The 18,562-nt window shown below is 36.3% G+C and carries 17 protein-coding genes and 1 pseudogene; 15 read left to right on the forward strand and 3 right to left on the reverse strand.

The window, feature by feature from the left end; translation table 11 throughout:
- The first annotated feature begins 384 nt into the window (after positions 1–384).
- The 8 genes and pseudogenes from E2636_RS07495 (at position 385) to E2636_RS07535 (ending at position 9,012) form a co-directional block, all read left to right on the forward strand.
- The gene (locus E2636_RS07495) at positions 385–1,320 is read left to right on the forward strand and encodes an AAA family ATPase (protein ID WP_134209640.1); all 936 of its coding nucleotides are present in this window, start codon (positions 385–387) and stop codon (positions 1,318–1,320) included.
- Positions 1,321–1,349: 29 nt separating this feature from the next.
- Complete coding sequence (locus E2636_RS07500) at positions 1,350–2,504, forward strand: DUF58 domain-containing protein (RefSeq protein WP_243840745.1); 1,155 nt, start codon at positions 1,350–1,352, stop codon at positions 2,502–2,504.
- Positions 2,474–3,718 carry a hypothetical protein gene (locus tag E2636_RS07505; RefSeq protein ID WP_134209641.1) on the forward strand — a complete coding sequence of 415 codons (1,245 nt, stop codon included), beginning with the start codon at positions 2,474–2,476 and terminating at the stop codon, positions 3,716–3,718. Before E2636_RS07500 ends, E2636_RS07505 begins: the two co-directional genes overlap by 31 nt.
- 428 nt (positions 3,719–4,146) lie before the next feature.
- Complete coding sequence (locus E2636_RS07510; protein ID WP_134209642.1) at positions 4,147–4,701, forward strand: SMI1/KNR4 family protein; 555 nt, start codon at positions 4,147–4,149, stop codon at positions 4,699–4,701.
- 115 nt (positions 4,702–4,816) lie between these two features.
- Complete coding sequence (locus E2636_RS07515) at positions 4,817–5,245, forward strand: hypothetical protein (RefSeq protein WP_134209643.1); 429 nt, start codon at positions 4,817–4,819, stop codon at positions 5,243–5,245.
- A gap of 291 nt (positions 5,246–5,536) precedes the next feature.
- Positions 5,537–5,848, forward strand: coding sequence for a hypothetical protein (locus tag E2636_RS07520; RefSeq protein ID WP_134209644.1), 312 nt, complete (start codon positions 5,537–5,539; stop codon positions 5,846–5,848).
- An 876-nt stretch (positions 5,849–6,724) separates the two neighbouring features.
- Positions 6,725–8,507: pseudogene (gene ltrA, locus E2636_RS07525) on the forward strand (group II intron reverse transcriptase/maturase).
- A 277-nt stretch (positions 8,508–8,784) separates the two neighbouring features.
- Positions 8,785–9,012, forward strand: a complete 228-nt coding sequence (locus E2636_RS07535) for a hypothetical protein (protein ID WP_134209646.1) — start codon at positions 8,785–8,787, stop codon at positions 9,010–9,012.
- A gap of 511 nt (positions 9,013–9,523) precedes the next feature.
- Here E2636_RS07535 and E2636_RS07545 read toward each other — a convergent pair.
- Both E2636_RS07545 and E2636_RS07550 read right to left on the reverse strand, forming a co-directional pair.
- Positions 9,524–10,285, reverse strand: a complete 762-nt coding sequence (locus E2636_RS07545) for an HAAS domain-containing protein (protein ID WP_134209648.1) — start codon at positions 10,283–10,285, stop codon at positions 9,524–9,526.
- Entirely contained in the window at positions 10,286–10,609 is a 324-nt protein-coding gene (locus tag E2636_RS07550; protein WP_134211770.1) for a PadR family transcriptional regulator, read from the reverse strand. It abuts the gene before it with no gap.
- A gap of 547 nt (positions 10,610–11,156) precedes the next feature.
- Between E2636_RS07550 and E2636_RS07555 the strand changes: the two genes are divergently transcribed.
- The 5 genes from E2636_RS07555 (at position 11,157) to E2636_RS07580 (ending at position 15,763) form a co-directional block, all read left to right on the forward strand.
- Positions 11,157–11,474: a PadR family transcriptional regulator gene (locus E2636_RS07555; protein ID WP_134209649.1), complete on the forward strand. Its 318-nt coding sequence runs from the start codon at positions 11,157–11,159 to the stop codon at positions 11,472–11,474.
- Positions 11,461–12,027, forward strand: a complete 567-nt coding sequence (locus E2636_RS07560; RefSeq protein WP_134209650.1) for a DUF2812 domain-containing protein — start codon at positions 11,461–11,463, stop codon at positions 12,025–12,027. Before E2636_RS07555 ends, E2636_RS07560 begins: the two co-directional genes overlap by 14 nt.
- Positions 12,028–13,236: 1,209 nt before the next feature.
- On the forward strand, positions 13,237–14,019 hold the full coding sequence (locus E2636_RS07570; protein ID WP_134209651.1) for an ABC transporter ATP-binding protein: 783 nt from the start codon (positions 13,237–13,239) through the stop codon (positions 14,017–14,019).
- A 16-nt stretch (positions 14,020–14,035) separates the two neighbouring features.
- Positions 14,036–14,995, forward strand: coding sequence for an ABC transporter substrate-binding protein (locus E2636_RS07575; protein ID WP_134209652.1), 960 nt, complete (start codon positions 14,036–14,038; stop codon positions 14,993–14,995).
- Positions 14,996–15,001: 6 nt separating this feature from the next.
- On the forward strand, positions 15,002–15,763 hold the full coding sequence (locus tag E2636_RS07580; protein ID WP_134209653.1) for an ABC transporter permease: 762 nt from the start codon (positions 15,002–15,004) through the stop codon (positions 15,761–15,763).
- A gap of 82 nt (positions 15,764–15,845) precedes the next feature.
- Here the strand turns inward: E2636_RS07580 and E2636_RS07585 are convergent, their stop codons facing one another.
- On the reverse strand, positions 15,846–16,283 hold the full coding sequence (locus E2636_RS07585; RefSeq protein ID WP_134209654.1) for a winged helix-turn-helix transcriptional regulator: 438 nt from the start codon (positions 16,281–16,283) through the stop codon (positions 15,846–15,848).
- 133 nt (positions 16,284–16,416) lie between these two features.
- Between E2636_RS07585 and E2636_RS07590 the strand changes: the two genes are divergently transcribed.
- Together E2636_RS07590 and E2636_RS07595 are read left to right on the forward strand one after the other, a co-directional pair.
- The gene (locus E2636_RS07590) at positions 16,417–16,947 is read left to right on the forward strand and encodes a DUF4242 domain-containing protein (RefSeq protein ID WP_134209655.1); all 531 of its coding nucleotides are present in this window, start codon (positions 16,417–16,419) and stop codon (positions 16,945–16,947) included.
- A 29-nt stretch (positions 16,948–16,976) separates the two neighbouring features.
- Positions 16,977–18,041, forward strand: a complete 1,065-nt coding sequence (locus E2636_RS07595) for an acyl-CoA dehydrogenase family protein (protein ID WP_134209656.1) — start codon at positions 16,977–16,979, stop codon at positions 18,039–18,041.
- Positions 18,042–18,562 lie beyond the last annotated feature (521 nt).

Genomic DNA, 18,562 nt, shown 5'->3' on the forward strand with positions numbered 1-18,562 from the left:
TCACTGAAGGTTACTATTTTATTTCGGAGAGAGAATTTTTTGTAATGTCTTAAGCCCTACTTATTAATTTTTTAAATCTCTACAATAAATTAAATGCTTTTTATATAGAAGGAAGAAGAAAGATGATTACAAAAAGGAGAAATTTTGTCCATACAAATGATAATTCAATTTTTTTTCATTTGAAGTATTTCCTATCTGAAAGGCACGGATTTAAGCTGAAGCAGCAGGAAATCATCGAATTTCTCTTGAATTTCAATCAAATAGCAAGAAAAGTGATTAACTACAACCCCTGTTTGAGACATTCATGATCTATCTGCAGTGTTCGACTTGAGTTGACAATTTACATTGATATAGTTAGAATTGTCAGAAAAAGGTGTGATTTCCATGTTCAAGCTTAGACAAGTTCAAGAAACTTTAAACCAAGCAATAATAGGTAGAGAAAAAGAAATTGATTTAATGATTATCGCATTAATACAAGGTGGCCATGTATTACTTGAAAGTGTTCCTGGGTCTGGGAAAACAATGATGGCCAAATCATTTGCGCATACGTTCGACGGAAAATTTAAACGAATACAATTTACGCCAGATGTTTTGCCATCTGATGTTACAGGAATTAGTTATTTTGATCAAAAGTCACAAGAGTTCATTTTAAGACCAGGTCCTGTTATGACAAATATATTGTTGGCTGATGAAATTAATCGTGCAACACCAAGAACTCAATCGAGCTTATTAGAGTCTATGGAAGAAAAACAAGTAACAATTGATGGAGAAACACTTAAACTTCCTGAACCATTTATGGTCATTGCTACACAAAATCCAGTAGAGTCACAACAAGGGACTTTTTCTTTGCCAGCAGCTCAGTTAGATCGTTTTTTATTCCGTATTGAAATAAAATATCCATCCTTTGAAGAAGAGAAGAGAATTTTACGTGATTTTAGTAAAGCACCAGGCGAAATTCGTACGTCTACTGTTATGAAAGTTTCAGATGTGTTGGAATGGAGAAAAGCCGTAAAAGAAGTGATGGTTCATGAAGATATTGAAACCTACATACTTCAATTAATACAGGCAACGAGACAACATCCTCATGTGGAACTTGGACTAAGTTCGCGCGCAGCACTGGCATTATTGCATGCTTCTCAAGGATTAGCTTTTATAAATAATCGAGCGTATGTGACACCCGATGATGTTAAAAAGATGTTTCCCCCACTTGCCACACATCGCCTCATGTTGACTGCGGAGGGAATGCTGATTCATGAAACATCTGATATACTACGCGGAATTATTGATTCAGTTCAAGCTCCAGTAGAGGCTATGGTGTGATGATATGGAATAGGCAATACAACGGAACGATGCAGACCATATGGGTCTTACGTTTTATCGGACTTTTTCTTATGATGTCTTTAATACTTACACAATACATAGCCGCAGGGGTGTTTGGATTTTTAGGTACAATTGCTATTTTACAAACCATTTACTTTAAAAAAGTTGGACAAACCTTAACATTTAATAACGATAAAACCAGGGGACGCATGTTACAAGGAGGACATTCTGTCTGGGAGTTAACCTTTGAAAATAAAGGATTTCCTATTTGGAATGGTCAACTATATCTGAAGTTTCAAGATGTTGTCTTTCCTAGGTATCACAAAAATGTTAACCATTCTGATTTAATTGAAGTAATTATACCTTTCACAATTGGAACAAATGAAAAAATAACTGTTCAAGTTCCCATTGAAGGTAAAAAAAGAGGGTTATCTAGTCTCAAACAATTGGAGCTAACTATCCCACATTTATATGGTGAGGGAGCAGTTGTACTTTTTTATAAACCCTTGATACTTAAGGAACAAATGGTGTACCCATCTATTCATAAATTAATGGATTTTAGATATCCTTCTGCATTAAAGCCAGGTGCATATGAATATAAGCATTCCATTTTTCAAGATGTTTTTTCTCCGGTAGGTACTAGAGATTATTTGCAATCTGATCAATTTCATCACATACATTGGAAAGCTAGCGCAAGGATGCAAAAATTCCAAACAAAAGTATTTACTCAAGTCGCCAACGAGTCGGTTATGCTCATCTTAAATGTTGCACATCATTATTCAATCATAGCGGATCTTGAAGAAAAAATTGAAACCATCGCTTCGTATGCTGATTATTTTTACCGTGAGGGAATTCCTTACTCGTTGGCAGTTAATGTTCGATCACTTGGACGTTCTCCCTATTTATTCCTTCCTACGGGTGATGGACAAGTACATCGACAAAAAATGATGGACATCTTATCAATCCTTTCAAAAAATGATTTAACCATGCCATTTAAACAAATGATGATTCACATGGATATGCATGAAAACTTACCTATGGTCGTTATTATATTTACACATGACTATGAGGAAGTGGCTCCATTTGTAACAAAATGGAGATTACAAGCACATGTCGATTTATATGGGTTGACTGAAGTAGGGGGTGGACAAAAGTGGAAAAAAAGGGCCCTTCAAAATTATTAATTGAAATCCAATCGATCGGTAATTTCTTGCAGGATACATGGTTGGCTGCATTTTTCTTGGTGTTTTTTCGAAATCAAACAACTTTTCCTACTCCATACGTTTGGTTAGGTATTCTAATTTGTATTCTTATTGGGATTACATTATTGTTTAAAAAAATTGGGTATCAAATAGCAGGTTCTGTTGTTGTATCTATTTTCTTTGGACTCGGTGTATTTGTTCTTAGTGGTCCATTTTGGCTTTTCATTTTAATTGTTGTATTTTCCATTTGGCGAATTCAAGAAAGATTCTCCAAAATACAAGAAGACTCCACCTATGATGGGTTCTTTTTCACCTTGCTCGTCATTCTGTTTTCACTAAGCTTTTTTTTAGCGACTATATCAAAAAACGAAGAGGCATTGTCCAACACTTATTTTCTTGCTATTTCAGGAGTTCTTTTATATATTTTGAATCGATTAATTGTTCAGTGGATGTTAACTAGGGATATTAATCAACTCGCTCTATCAAAGGTGATTCGTGTGTATTTAGTTATTGTAGGTGCAGCGAGTTTAGTCTACTTTCTGATTTCAACCTTCGCTCATTGGATTAGAATGCAGTTCGTTGACCTATTCGGTGGTATATTTATGGTCATTTTATATCCGATTGGTATGCTGATGGATTGGTTAAGAGGTTTTTATTATGTGAATCTAACCATTCCAAAAGAAGAAGAGCCCGTGGTTCAAGGTGAATCAGTAATACAAGAGAATGTAAAACCAATAAGCGAATCAGTAAATGTTGTAAATGATTTACCTTGGATAATTATCGTCATTGTAATAAGTACTGCTCTCCTCGTATTCTTTATATGGAGATTTTCTAAGAATAAGAGAGAAGAGTTTGAAGTGATAGATGAAGGTGTTTCTTTTAATCGAGAGCCTATTCAACATACACAAGGTATTAGTGTTCGTGAGATAGAATGGGCATATTCCATGGAAACAAATGTTGTTCGAGATGCCTATCGAGAATTCGAGAAAAAAGCAAGTGGAATTGGTTATACACGTCAAAAAGAAGAAACAATTCGAGAATGGTTTAAAAGACAAAACTGGGAAGTTTCAGACCGTTTTTACACGGTCTATGATGTTGTTCGTTATAGTCAAGGTTCAATGAACTCTCTTGATGGGGAGTGGTTTATTCAACATCTGAATTCACTTTCTAAGAATTATTTCAAAAAAGATGTTTAAAGCTTTAGAAAATTGAACACAGCAACATTCCCATTTCCCCTTTTTATAGGACGATTTCCATTGGAAATCGTCCTACTTTTTTTGTGTATATTTATCCGCGGCGTTTATTTAATAATCTAAGTGCAAAATAAAACTTAAAACAGGTGCAAAATACCTTCCAAAGTGACAGATGTTTTTTTAAGCATTTTTGTCGTGTTCAGAAAAGGACGAGTTTTGTTACATCGCCCATTTATATTTAACTTTCCATACCTCCATAATTTAAGAGGAAATTTGGTTATTTATGTTAAAATAAAATTAAAGTATGTGAAGGCTTCCACTTAAACTAACGCAGCAGGTTAGTTGCAGAAGTAATGAAATTATAAAGAAAAAAATCTTTGTAATTTGAGAATGAAAAAGCTAAAAAAATAATAAAAGGCGAGTTGATATAAATGGTTGAAGAAGGAAGTATTGTTAAACAAACTTTAAATACGTTAAAAAAACGATTAAAGGAAAATGAAAATATAATTCAGATTCAAGGAGAGGGAGGTTATTTAGCCAAGGTGGAATGTACATTTAATCCACCAGCAACTGATGAGGAAATAAAGAATTTTGAAAGACAAACAGGTTTAATCTTACCAAATGATTATAAAGAGTTTCTAAAAATTTCTAATGGATGTCGATTATTTGATGATATTGAATCTGGTGGAGAAATTGAACTTTATAGTCTTGACCAAATAATTGATTTAAATGAACATTACGATGAATTTGAAGGATGTTTTGATATAGCCTACATTTATCAAGATAATATTGTAATAAATTCAAAACATTATAGTGAGTTGAAAAAAAATTATTTATTTTGGAAAGGTCATATAGACCAGTTTGAAGAGGCAATTCCATTAGAAATGAACTTTGAATTATGGTTGGATAGATTTATCATTAGCTCAGGGGCAAAGTTTTGGTCGTGGTCTATTTATACAGCTGAAAATTACTATAAATTATCATAGTCTGATTTCTTATGTAACTAACGGATGCTTTACTTCAATAAAGAGTAAAGCATCTTTCTTATTAAACTAACGAGACGTTATATACAGTTTAGTTCAACAAAAGGGGGATAAAGCAATGTATCCTACATCAATCATAATTATTGGTTATGTATTCGTAATACTTGCCATAGTAAGCGGAATTTCTTATTTCTTGAAACCTTTCATTCGGAAACTGATTTGGGGTGTATCGGGAACTATACTTATTATTGTTATTGGTTATTTTGCATTGCTACCTATATTAGTTGAATCGCAAACGAATGAAGCAATAGGTAAGCTTAATACGTACCTGACAACCATTTATCCTAATGAAAAATGGGAGATAATAGATACAGACGATGATGAACTAAAGGCCACGGTGGAACTTCATGTTATTTTTGAAAATGAATATGAAGTTGTTTATGCCTACTATATCAAAGATGAAAAAATTGGGCAAAGTGATTTTTGGTCTCAATCTGGTGAGTCATCTGAAGAGTTAATTGCCAAAGGTTTTGAACCAATACATTAAGAAGTGGATGAAAAATAGATTATTTAAACTTTAAGAACAGTTTAGTATGAATGCTCTTCTACTAACGGGGGCGTTGATCCAAGAAGGATTAACGCATTTTTTGTTAAACTTATTGTACTAACGGAGCAGTTTGGTTGAAGATTGTTATTTAACTGTTGTTTAGCAATCGGGCCATATTGTTGAATAATACAGGTTAATTAAATACGGTTAGTGTTTATATTTGAAACCTTTCCCCCAATTTACCGTTAAGTATTGTTAGACAACAATAAAAAATAGAAAGAGAGATTAGATATGATGGGTTGGCTTAATATTGGCAGTCTCTTACTTGGACTAATCGCTTGGATACTTCCAGTCATTAATCTCATGCGAAATAAAAAACATGAACATAAGAATTGGGGCGTCCTTTCCGTTATCAGCATCAGTGCCTGTGCTATTTCACTTAGTTTTCAGATTTTCTATAATTATCATTTAGTAAAAATTGAGGATTGGTCGGCACTAATGGACACGACACGTGCAGTAGTGATAGCCACAGCAGTTCTTCTCATTTTTACATTTATATTAAATGGACTTACTTTTATTGTATATCGACAGAACAAAAAGTAGGATATTAGTTTCCTGTTCGTACGATTGAAATATACTTTAGGTTTCAAGAGGGTGTAATTAAGCTAACGGTGGCTTTCGGGTCTTTTAATAAGAGTCCCTTTTCTTATTCAACTAACGGGTGCGTTACTTGTGCGAAATGTTTCTAGCTGAATTGGTGGATGGTCACATCTCTCTAGTAAAGGCTAGGCAGTTTCAGATTTCTCTCTGCGTCGAATAGCACGCGGTTTAATAAGAAAACGTGTGTTATAAGCTCGGCTAATAGGCGTGAGAATTTACCGTAACAGTCCGGCTGACGAAAGCCTACCCGAGGGGGTGGTGTAAATCATGGTGCTTGAGTTGAACAGATACGGTGAGTATGCAATCTTAATTCCAATAAGAAATGGTATTGCTGACGAACTTCTGAATGTACGGGTCTACAAGCACGTTATATAGAAATGTATAAACTACCACATGTAGTGTTAGCTGTGGATGAGTAAGACTAAGTAATATGAAAATCCATCTTGTGTTATAGGCACATGTAATGCTAACAGGCTCACAGGAAGCACCTAAGTCTGTTCCATAATAGACATTTCTCAACATTGTAAGCTGATAACGTGGAGAGCTTATTCTCGGTGAAGCGTTGGGAAAGAAAACAATCGTGAGATTAGCGATTGTATAACTTCTCTTTATATCAGTGAAAGTGGTGGCACAGTACCAATGAAACGTGTAATGAACGTGGAGGGATAGCCACTAGACTAATATGAAGAATTATTCATCCATGCAAGGCAGTTCTTCAACGATTAATAAGGTTCTTGTAAGACTAATAGAGGTTCAGCTCCAAAAGGAGCCACCAACTTGTTAAAACGAAAGAAACTGAGGCACAACGAATATTACGACATGCAAAGTCGCTTTGATGAACTATATGCTCGTAGTGCTAGTGCTAATGGTCAAAATTTTTATGGATTACTCGATCTGATGCAAGCTGAGGACAATATTCAAATAGCTTATCGCAATATTAAGCGTAATACTGGTAGTAAAACTGCTGGCTATGATGAATTGACGATTCAAGATATCAAAGAACTTTCAGTGCTTAAAGTTATTCGCAAAGTACAAATGATGTTCGAACACTACACACCGCAACCAGTCAGACGTGAATTCATACCGAAGGCAAATGGAAAAACACGCCCGTTAGGAATCCCGACAATCTGGGATAGGCTTTTCCAACAATGCATGTTACAAGTTTTAGAGCCAATTTGTGAGGCGAAGTTTCACAAACATAGTTATGGTTTTAGACCAAATCGTAATACACATCATGCAAAAGCTAGGTTTGAAAGTATGGTAAATATGACAGGTTTATATCACTGTGTAGATGTTGATATTAAAGGCTTTTTCGACAATGTAGACCATACAAAACTGCTGAAACAAATATGGTCATTAGGGATTCGTGATAAATCACTACTTTCGATTATTTCACGCCTTGTAAAAGCCGAAATAGTCGGTGAAGGGTTACCAACGAAAGGTACTCCGCAAGGAGGGATACTCTCTCCTTTACTTTCTAATATCGTTTTGAACGAATTAGATTGGTGGGTCAGTCACCAATGGGGAACCTTTGAACCACGCAAAACTTATAAACACATTGGCAGTAGAAATCTTGCTCTCAAAAAGTCGAAGTTAAAGGAATGTTATTTCGTACGTTATGCAGATGACTTTAAAATTCTCTGTCGTACTCGTTCACAGGCGATTAAAATGTACCACGCAGTAACGGACTTCCTAAAAACAAGGCTACATCTTGAGGTTAGCGGAGAGAAGTCGAAAGTAGTAAATTTGAAGAAAAACTCATCAGAGTTTTTGGGTTTCTCATTTAAAGCTTACCGAAAAGTTAAAAAAGAGAAAACTCGTTATGTCATGCGTTCAAATATGACGGAAAAAGCTAAGGAAAACGTTCAACTTAAATTGAAGGACGCCATTAAGAAAATTCAAAAGCATCCTTCCGCAGAAACCGTCTGGCATTTCAATACGATAGTAATGGGAATTCAAAATTACTACTCCGCTGCCACACGAATTACGAAAAATTTAAATCAGCTGAACTTCCATCTTAGTAAGGCATTATATAATCAAGCTTAAACATTTTAGGAAAAGAGCAACGTTTCAGGACTTAACTAGCTCCTTGCAGAAAAGGTACAAGGGATACGAATGTAAGCTTTTCCTTATTCAAGGAATGGTACTTGTGCCAATCCATGCCCAACGATGTAAGGTGAATTTAAACTTCTCACAAAATATATGTAACTATACTACCGTAGGTAGAGATAAAATCCATCAAAACTTGCGTGCGATAAATAAACAAACGCTTGCTTATGTCATGAAGCAATTTATTCCAACACGAACGATTGAATACAACGACAATCGTATCAGTAGATTTATTGCTCAATATGGAAAATGTGCCGTTACTGGAATTGAATTAGGAATGAACGAATGGCATTGTCATCATAAAAAGCCGTACCATCTGACAAAAGATGATTCTTACGGAAATCTAATGATATTGCATGAATCCGTTCACCGACTTATTCATCTAAAAAGCCATGAGAAAATTAAAGCATTATTAAATGCTTTATGTTTGAATAAAAAGCAATTACAAAAGGTTAATGAATTGCGAAAGCAATGTCTGAACGAAGCAATCTGATTCTAAATTATATCTTGCATATACATAAAAACATTGAATGATTCCGATTAGTTGGAACGCCGTATGCGGTGAAAGTCGCACGTACGGTGTGAACCAGGGGAAAAGGGAGCGATAACTTCAAACCCTTACCTATTCGTATCAAGAAGAGGTAAAGCTTTTTGCTTGTCGAACTAACGAGTTCATTAGTTGAAGAGTGTTGTAACCTAAGTTCCACAATCAAATCAATTTTGTAGAAGATTGTAAGGAAAGCAATTGACAAAATGAGGAGGTACAAAAGGTGGACTCATTAATTTGGTTAACTATTGGCTTCTTAATAATTGGATTTGTTGTTCTCATTTCTTTGAAAAAAAGTATGGAAAGTAAGCTCGTTTTTATAAATGAAAATATGGAAAGCGAGGAAAGTTCAATAAAAACTAAATCCATAGTTTGGTGGATAGTGAGTACAGGAGCTTGGGGAATAGTGAGTATCATACTTATTGTTTGGTCGTTTCATAATCACTTTTGATAACTGTTGGTTTCAAATGTACTTAAACAAAGGGATACGATAGCGATACTACGGCTAACGCTTGTTGTGCTAACGGGTGCTTCCTATTATAAGGTTAACCAGTTTTTACTGGTTGACCTTTTTTTAATAGGATTTAATATATCAGTAACCAGGGTAGGACGTACGTGACGTAACGATAATATACCTCCTTTATTAACTCGTTAATTTAAGTACAATAATTCACATTTAATTAAGTTTTTCAAGCACTAACGCAATTAAATATAACGGAATACCGACAATTAACGCCCCTGCTAAAAGGTAACAAATACTTGTGAAAATAAATTTTAAGATATCTTTTATCACCCCTGTAAAATCATCAAAGTGATAAAATCCTATTAAAACAATGATTAGACTGGGGGACCTCCTTGGTTGACATAACATCCGGATTAGGAAGTATTCGCCGGGTTCTTATAATTATCTAGAGACTGTCTTTCTCAGGTAGACAACAATTAATATTAGTTATTATTTGCCTTTATCTCATCACTTTTGCCTTTCTTACTCGATCAATTATTAATAAGTTCAACATCATGAAAATGAAGATGAGCACAAACGATGCAGCGCCGATAATCAAGATTGTCTCGTCCTTATAATTTGAAAACTTGTAAAAATAATCAGGAATGAACAATAACGCTGGAATCCAAATGGCTGACAATGTCTTACCCCAAAAGGATAACAAGATAAAAACTGCCCCGCACATTGTTATAATGGCCAAGTTTACTATAGGGCTAGCTTTGTAGAAAGGTTCTACTAAAAAGGTACTTCCCAATAAAAGAAAAATGAATAATATAGTAACACTTGAATAGGCAATCGTACCAATAAAGAAGAGTTTCTTTAATGAATATTGCTTTTTTCCAGCTTGTTGGAATAAAACAACATAAATGAGTAGTCCAATTACTGAAATAATTGGAAAACCTATTAATTGAATAATGTTCAATTCAAATTCGCCTCTAATTGATGGTCCCATAATAAAATAAGCAATAATTCCTAAAATAAATATCGGAATGTTTTTCACAAGACTAATATAATCTGTTTTCATCTCTATCTTAATGGATTCCATATAAGCTTCAGGAGTACCCTCGATTATTTCATCTATACTCTTCCCACTCTTCTCAGATTCAATTAAATGATCACGCAACTCATCTGTTACATCTTTCACTTCATTTTCATTTTTCCCTGAAGTAATTAAGTACAATCGAAGATTATCGATGAAATTCTCACTTTTTGTTGTTAACATTTATTCCACTCCTTTATTCAAGTCATGATCAAATAAAGCATGCACAGCGTGTGAAAGTTCTTTCCACCTTGCTTGGTAATCAGCTAGTTCAACTTGCCCTAATTCGGTGATTGAATAGTATTTTCGGTTCGGGCCATTTGGTGATGCTTTCATTACTGTTGTGACCAGATTATCTTTCTGCATCCTCATTAAAACAGGATAAATACTCCCTTCACTGACCATATTAAATCCGAACTCTTCTAATTTCTCGATCATTTCATATCCATACGTCTCTCCGCGTTTAATAATCGCCAACAAACAACCTTCCAAGATTCCTTTCAACATTTGGGTGGACGTAGCCAATAACCTCACTGCCTTTCAACACATGATCCAAATAACAAGTATGTTGTAATACACTATAGCGAGCTAATGATTTTAAATCAACTACTTTGCATAACAATATAGCAATTAACTACTAACTTGTTTATGAGTTCCTTTAATAAGGTTTGTTCAGAAAACAACGAGTTTTGTTACATCCCCCATTTATATTTAACATTCCATACCTAAATAACTTAAGGGAATATTTGCATATTTATGTAAAAAAATTATAGTATGTGAAGATTTCACTTAAACTAACGAAGTAGTTTAGTTAAAGATCGATGTTTAACTTGTATTCAACAATCGGGCAATATAAATTGAATAAGATTACTCAAAAGTCGATTTCCCAACGTAAAGAGAATCGACTTTTTTAGATTAAATTTTTGCTTAATATTAAAGGTTTAACTTTAAGTTCCTTCGAGGAATTTAAAAAATGCTGTTGACTATTCAATTGAACTGCAATATATTATTATAAAGTTGTACTATACAGTTAAACTGAATAGAGGGTGAGATTATGAAACATAAATTATTACCGTTGTCTGAAACCATGCATTATATTTTATTAGCTCTACGTGAGCCACTCCACGGCTATGCCGTAATGCAGAAGATAGAAAAAATAAGTAATGGTACCGTTATTTTAGCGGCTGGTACATTATACGGTGCGATTGAAAACTTGAATAAACATGGTTGGATTGAACCTGTTGGAAATTCAGGTCGGAGAAGAATTTATATGATAACTACAGAAGGAAGAACCGTTTTGAAAATGGAACAAGAAAGGCTATTGCATATTTTATCCTTGTATGAAGGAAGTGAATCAAATGAAGAGGTTTAAAGTATTTTTTAATATTGAAAAAGAAGAGCAATGGCTGATCGAGCAATTACAAAAAGGCTATCGCTGTGCAAATATTAGTAAGTTAGGTATATACACTTTCGAAAAAACTGACAAGAGATATGTTATGCGACTTGATTATCAAGATTATTTACCTAAGCAAAAGTACGTGGAATACAAAGGAACATATGAGGATTTCGGTTGGAACTATATAAAGGGGTCCTGGCTTAGTGGAATAAGGTATTGGCAAAAAGAAGATGACGATCAAAATGAAATTTTCTCGGATCGCCAATCCAAGAGTAATTATTATAAAAGATTAATGGAGTATTCATTTTGGTTAGGTACGCTGTGTTTGACTTATTCTTTTATGCTCTATAGCGATTCGGGATTATACCATGAAGATCTTTGGAGTATGAAAGGTCTATTATTTTGGAAAGCATTTTTATTTGAATCTCCATTTGTCCTTTTGAAGTTGTTTCCAGCACTTATGGTTGTTTTTTTTGGTAGAAGTTTCTATAAAGCTTATCGAAAGTATTCACTATTAAAAGAAAAATAATGCGAGGAGATTAAGTATGAACTTTATTTAATTTAAAGAAGTAATTGAGGATAATGTATCTACCACAATTTGGCGCTATTCTTTAATAAGAAGGCGTCTTTTTGCATAAAAAACACAATTAAGGGATTGAGTTTTTTGAGGTTTTAAAAAATTGTGAAGCATTGTATTAGATTATTAAATGGTGAACTTTACCTGCAATGAACATTGATAATCCCATCAAAGAAAATATTATTCCCATGACAAACGTCCAAGGATTATCTTCTTTTTCCTTATCAAAAGTAAAAAAGGTTATGTAAGAAGATTTTCTTTAACAGAGAGGATGATGTTAATACCGTTGGAATAAGAAACAATGTGTACTCTTATAAGGGGATTCCAGGAACAGCAACTAATTGGAGGTAGGGTGCTTATGAACAAAATAAACATCCGGAAAATATGAATTTTTTTAGAAACAGGGGACCGCGTTTTCTTTTGGTACTTTTAATTCTTGCTTTTATTTACTCTATTGCAGACATCAGTTACCAAATACAGAAAAATATATTCCCGAGAATAACTTCATTTATTTTATTTTTTTACACCCTTATCCTTCTTATCGTTTTATTAAAAAACTATAAGAAAAGTTCTTAAAATAAGAATAGTATAGACAATGCCTTTCCGATTTTTAGCGGAAAGGCATTGTTGTGTTTTTTGAATAAAGCACTCTATTGAAATCTTTATTGACTACCAGACTGGGTGTTATAATTTACATCTTTTTGCTGAAATAATTCTATAAAAACAATTTTCAATCGGTTCTACTTATAGGCTTTCAGGTAATCTTTAATGAGTGGCCATGATAACGGAAGGAGAAAAATATTACACTTTTTCAGTTTACTTAATATTATTCGCTTCGAGTTGCCGGAACAAATCCTCCATGAATAATGGCTTGCTGATAAAACAGCCTTGTAAATCACCAATGCCTAGTTTATTCAGTGGATAGTAGTGTTCTTGCGTCTCTCCTCTGCTATTACACGAAAAAAATTATATACTACAGAAACGATGTTGTAAAAGGAGGGATTTACAAATCACTTGGACTTAATATTCCTCAATCCATTGCAGTAATTTTCAGAAAAAAAGAGAATAATTGGTTGTTTTTTTGCATTCAGTACATTAAAATAACTTAAAGCCTAGTAAGTTGATAGGCATTGTTTGTTTTAAGGATAGGGGAGACTGCATATGTCCGTTAATATGATGGAAGTAAAGAATATCGAGAAATCATTCGGCGTTGGGGAGAAGAAGTTGCAAGTCCTTTCAAATGTAAGTTTTCGAGTGAAAAAGGGAGAAATCGTCACCTTATTCGGGAAAAGCGGATGTGGGAAAAGCACATTGCTGAATATCATTGGAGGCTTTGAAAAAGCGGAAAAGGGTTCAGTCCTACATAACGGAGAACCTGTTATAAAGCCTACTAAATCATGTGTCATGCTTTTTCAGCAAATCAATTTATTGCCTTGGCGAACAGTGTTGAAAAATGTGGAGTTGGGGCTTGAAGGAGAGAAGTCGCCTGCGGATAAGCAACGTGAACGCGTCATCGATGCCTTGAAATTGGTCGGGCTTGAAACATCGCTGGATAAGTTCCCACACGAATTGTCAGGAGGAATGCAGCAGCGTGTAGCAATTGCACGGGCTCTTGCTATTCAGCCGGATGTCATATTGATGGATGAACCATTTGCAGCGCTAGATTCGTTTAATCGCTATAACCTTCAGCAAGAACTGCTGCGTATTCAGGAGAAAAAGAACACGACAATCGTTCTTGTCACGCACGATATTGATGAAGCCGTGTATCTTTCGGATCGTGTAATGGTCATGGGTTCTCATCCGGGTAGGATTCAAAAGGAAATTGCCATCACCCAGATGAAGCCCAGGGACCGTACCCATGGCGACTTCCAGTATTTCCGCAGAAAAATTCTTGATGAATTCCAGTTAAGTACGGAGCGAATAGCTCCGGAATACAATATTTAAGAAAGGGGTGGGATTTGTGAAGAAAAGGAAAGTAGCATTATCCGTTTTGGCAGCCAGTATATTGCTTTTCCTGACGGCTTGCGGCCAGCCGAGTATGCAGGCGGCAGTGGACAAACCCGTCATTAAAATCGGATATTTACCGATAACGCATGCCGGCCCCCTTTATATGGACGAACACATGGAAGAGGGGAAATACGGGGAGTATGAACTAGAAATGGTCAAGTTCAATTCGTGGCCGGATCTAATGGATGCTTTGAATACGGGTAGGATAGATGGTGCATCGGTATTGGTCGAACTGGCGATGAAAGCGAAGGAAAAAGGTATTGACCTAAAAGCTGTTGCACTTGGGCATAAAGATGGGAATGTAGTGATTTCATCCAAGGATATTGAAAGTGCCAACGACTTAAAAGGGAAGACATTTGCGATTCCCCATACCTATTCAAGCCATAATATCCTTTTGTATGAAATGCTGAAAAATGAAGGGCTTTCGCTGGAGGATGTCAACGTCGTGGAAATGGCGCCTCCTGAGATGCCGGCAGCCTTATCCGAACAGCGAATTTCCGGCTATGTAGTGGCTGAACCGTTCGGTGCCTTGGCGGTGAAAAATAACATCGGCAAAGTGCTTCATCATTCGGATGCAATATGGGCAGATTCCTATTGCTGTGTATTGGTGCTGCGCCAGGACTTTATGGATCTTCAGACGAAGGCTACGCAGTCACTGGTCACCCAATATGTTGAGTCGGGTAAACATGCAGAGAAAAAGGATGAAGCAGTTTATGAAGCCTTTAGTCAATACATGAAGGTGGAAAGGGAGGTACTCGAACTTTCCTTAGGATGGATTTCATTTGAAAATCTGCGTATCGAAGAAACGGAGTACAATACATTGCGTGATTTTGTCCTTGAAATGGAACTGATGGAAAATCCACCGGTTTTTGAAGACTTTGTAGACAATACTTATATTGATGAAGCGATGTGACCTAAGATGAATTTAACGAAGAAGCTCATGAATTTTGGGATTGGAATGGTGATTCTGGTCATCATTTGGCAAGTGGTTATTTGGTTAGGCGGTTACCAGGAAGCACTCCTTCCGTCGCCTTTAAGTGTCGGGAAAGCAATTATTGACTTGATAATTGAAGGAATCATCTTTGTCCATCTGCAGGTCAGTCTGGGCAGATTTGCGGCAGGGTATTTAATGGCTGTTTTCCCAGCCATCCTATTGGGGATGTTTCTGGGCAGATCGCCAAGAGTCTGGCAAGTAATCGATCCGATTGTCCAGGTACTGCGGCCGGTTGCGCCAGTAGCCTGGTCCCCTTTTATAGTCTTATGGTTTGGAATCGGCAATATGCCGGCGATTGCCATTATTTTTATTGCCGCATTTTTTCCTGTCCTGCTCTCGACTGTCGCAGGAGTCAAAAAAATCAATCCATCGTATTTAAAAATTGCAGAAAATCTGGAAATCCGCAATTGGGAATTGATGTATAAATTCATTTTCCCCGCAGCTTTTCCAGCTGTGGTGAGCGGTTTGCGTTTGGCACTAGGTACAGCCTGGATCTTCCTGGTTGCTGGAGAAATGATTGGGGCGCAATCCGGTCTTGGGTTTCTGATTGTTGATTCAAGAAATACATTGAATCTCGACTATGTTCTGGCAGGCATTATCTTTATCGGAGTATGTGGATTCCTGTTGGACCGAATGATCAGTGTCCTGGAGCGGTGGGTTGGCAAATATTACGGAATGATGGCATAAAAAACTTTGAACAATGGAAATTTTATCCTTAACTTATAGTAAAAGTGTGCTAAAAAAAGAATAGAGATGATTAATCTCCATTCTACTGCAATTCGTATTCAACTGTTTTGACTTGGATGGATTTCGCGCGTTTGCCTGTTTTTTTCGAGTAATAGCCAATTTCAAGCTCTTCGCCAGTAGTGGGGTCAATCAATTTCTTATAGCATTTCTCCAAGTGGCTGCTTCCCCAGATGAGGAGGGAATTGAAGACAGGTTCCAATTCTGTTCCTTTTTTAGTCAAGGTGTATTGGTAGCGTGGTGGATGGACGGAGTAAAGTTCAGATACGACAAGGCCTTGTTCTTCAAGCTCTTTTAATCGCTCGGATAACAGGTTGGAGGAAATGCCGTGCAACGATTTTTTAATATTATTAAAAGTATTTTGGCCGATTAGAATCTCATGGATGATAAGTAAAGTCCATCGATCACCGATGATGTTCAATGTTTGGGCAATATTGCATGGCAGATTATATCTCGTTTTCATATTTCAGCACTCCTTTTGCCTATATTTTAACATAGACTATATAAAAGTGAATAAGGTTGCTTTAAATAACTAAGTATAATAATATAACTTACTAGAAGAGAGAATCTTCAAAAAAATGAAGTGAGGGATCAGCATGACATTATATCTTATTGAAGCATCATTAAAAGGAATCATTTCTAATAAAGAGGAATTGGAACAAAAGGTGGCTGCACTTCAAGAGCAGTTGAAGCAACATTCATCTGAGTTGATTGAAGTACAAGTATCAAATGACTATGCACGCTCGTTCTTCATTATCGAAGGCGCAGACCAGAAAACAGCAGTTGAAGTTTTGAAAAGTGCAGGCATCTCTGCAGATCTTGTGAAAGATGTCCGTTTGGTCGGCAAAGAACTCGATGATGTAAAATCAGGCAAGGACGTCATCAATTATCTGGTGGAATGGAATTTGCCGGAAGATTTGACGATGGATCAATACTTGGCGAGAAAGAAAAAGAATTCGGTTCATTATGAAGAAGTTCCGGAAGTGGTATTCTCAAGAACATATGTCTGTGAAGATATGTCCAAATGCCTGTGCTTCTACGACGCTCCAGATGAAGCTGCTGTTAAACGGGCTCGTGAAGCAGTAAAAACACCAATTGATTCCATTACGGAAATTCAGTCAAACTAAGAAAAAACAATTAGCAGGAGTTGGTTACAATGATGAACAGCGGATTGGAAACAGGCACAACGCTTAAACAGCTGATTGCGCAGGAGTTGAAGCCTTACGTGAAGCGAATCGACGCGGAAGCTTTTTATGCCGAAGATTTCCTGAAAAAAATCGGTCAGGCTGGATGGCTGTCTTCTGATGGGAAATCGCAAGAGGATCTTTTGTTGGATGAAATGGAATTGGTGGAAAGCGTCGCAAAAGTATGCATGACAACCGCTTTTTGTCTTTGGTGCCATCTCGCTGCATTAACGTATCTTCGAAATACAAGCAACGACGTGCTCCAAAAGAAGCTATTGCCTGCTCTGGAAAATGGCCAAATTCTTGGCGCTACCGGTCTATCAAATCCGATGAAGCATATAGCGGGGCTTGAAAAACTGTATCTTCAGGCTGAACCGGCAGACGGAGGATATACGGTTTCCGGGGTCCTATCTTCCGTTTCCAACCTTGGCCAAAACCATTGGATGGGCATCATTGCGAATGTGGAGGGCAAACAACCAATCATGTGTTTTATTCCTTGTGAGGCCAAAGGAGTAAGCTTGAAAGAAAAAGTCGGTTATTTGGCGGTGAACGGCAGCGCTACTTATGCATGTTCATTTAGCAATGTGTTCATTCCGGATGAATGGATAGTCGCTGAGGATGCAGACAGCTATGTCGAGAAAATCCGTCCTGCTTTTCTTTCTTATCAAATTCCTCTTGGTTTCGGTGTAACTCAAGCTTCCATCGAATCGATCGAAAAGGTCCACAATAAGCAGAATGGCTGCAATCGCTATTTAAAGACGCAATCGAACGAACTGCAACAAAAATACGCCGTATTGAAAGATAAAATACGCCGTTTAGTAAAGCAGGAAAAAGTAAACTGGAAAGATATTGCGGGTCTCCGCCTAGAATCGGTCTACTTGACGCTGGACGCGGTCCAAGCGAGCATGCTCCATAACGGCAGTGCCGGGTATATCCAAGACAGTGCACCGTCGCGGCGTTTGCGAGAAGCTTATTTCTTTGCGAACTTGACTCCGACCGTCAAACATTTGGAGAAAATACTGCAAGGCCAAAGTTAAGAAAAAACCGTCATCAATGGTTTCGATGGCGGTTTTTATCTTGTTTGTGCTTCAAATATAAAAAAACTAAGCTTTCTAGATTGGCCTAGCGATTTGAGAAACGTATAAAACATCTATATTAGGCTTCTTGAGCCATAGATTCCTTGAGCGTCAAGAAGCCTAATTTCTTTACTATCAATATCCGGTCTTCGTTGTAGTATCAAATGCATTCCCTTACTTCTCTACGACTTGAAAATTTTTTATTATTTTAGAGTCTGTGGAAGCTCCAAAAGTGCCAAGGAGAGCAATAAACAATGAAAGAGCAACAAAAAAATTACGAACGGTTATATAAACTAAAGAAGTAGTATGTATCTAAAAGAGGAATAGGAGAGCGTAATTTTTTTTTGTATAAATGAATAAATAGAAAAAGGAAAACCTTTTCTTGTAGAATTATATTATCATAATCAATTATCGAAGGACTAGAAGCTTTTAAAAATTTTGATGCAGATTACCTTTGTGAAGGAAACGGAGTTATTATAAAA

It is taken from the genome of Paenisporosarcina antarctica (genome assembly GCF_004367585.1).
In the GTDB taxonomy this organism is placed as follows: domain Bacteria; phylum Bacillota; class Bacilli; order Bacillales_A; family Planococcaceae; genus Paenisporosarcina; species Paenisporosarcina antarctica.

Bases quoted from the DNA above. Each gene is read 5' to 3' on its own strand.
- E2636_RS07585 (WP_134209654.1), bottom strand. From the start codon at position 16,283: ATGAAAACGAGATATAATCTGCCATGCAATATTGCCCAAACATTGAAC.
- E2636_RS07570 (WP_134209651.1), top strand. From the start codon at position 13,237: ATGTCCGTTAATATGATGGAAGTAAAGAATATCGAGAAATCATTCGGC.
- E2636_RS07560 (WP_134209650.1), top strand. From the start codon at position 11,461: ATGAAGAGGTTTAAAGTATTTTTTAATATTGAAAAAGAAGAGCAATGG.
- E2636_RS07545 (WP_134209648.1), bottom strand. From the start codon at position 10,285: ATGTTAACAACAAAAAGTGAGAATTTCATCGATAATCTTCGATTGTAC.
- E2636_RS07580 (WP_134209653.1), top strand. From the start codon at position 15,002: ATGAATTTAACGAAGAAGCTCATGAATTTTGGGATTGGAATGGTGATT.
- E2636_RS07595 (WP_134209656.1), top strand. From the start codon at position 16,977: ATGATGAACAGCGGATTGGAAACAGGCACAACGCTTAAACAGCTGATT.
- E2636_RS07555 (WP_134209649.1), top strand. From the start codon at position 11,157: ATGAAACATAAATTATTACCGTTGTCTGAAACCATGCATTATATTTTA.
- E2636_RS07495 (WP_134209640.1), top strand. From the start codon at position 385: ATGTTCAAGCTTAGACAAGTTCAAGAAACTTTAAACCAAGCAATAATA.
- E2636_RS07510 (WP_134209642.1), top strand. From the start codon at position 4,147: ATGGTTGAAGAAGGAAGTATTGTTAAACAAACTTTAAATACGTTAAAA.
- E2636_RS07520 (WP_134209644.1), top strand. From the start codon at position 5,537: ATGATGGGTTGGCTTAATATTGGCAGTCTCTTACTTGGACTAATCGCT.
- E2636_RS07590 (WP_134209655.1), top strand. From the start codon at position 16,417: ATGACATTATATCTTATTGAAGCATCATTAAAAGGAATCATTTCTAAT.
- E2636_RS07515 (WP_134209643.1), top strand. From the start codon at position 4,817: ATGTATCCTACATCAATCATAATTATTGGTTATGTATTCGTAATACTT.
- E2636_RS07500 (WP_243840745.1), top strand. From the start codon at position 1,350: ATGCAGACCATATGGGTCTTACGTTTTATCGGACTTTTTCTTATGATG.
- E2636_RS07550 (WP_134211770.1), bottom strand. From the start codon at position 10,609: ATGTTGAAAGGAATCTTGGAAGGTTGTTTGTTGGCGATTATTAAACGC.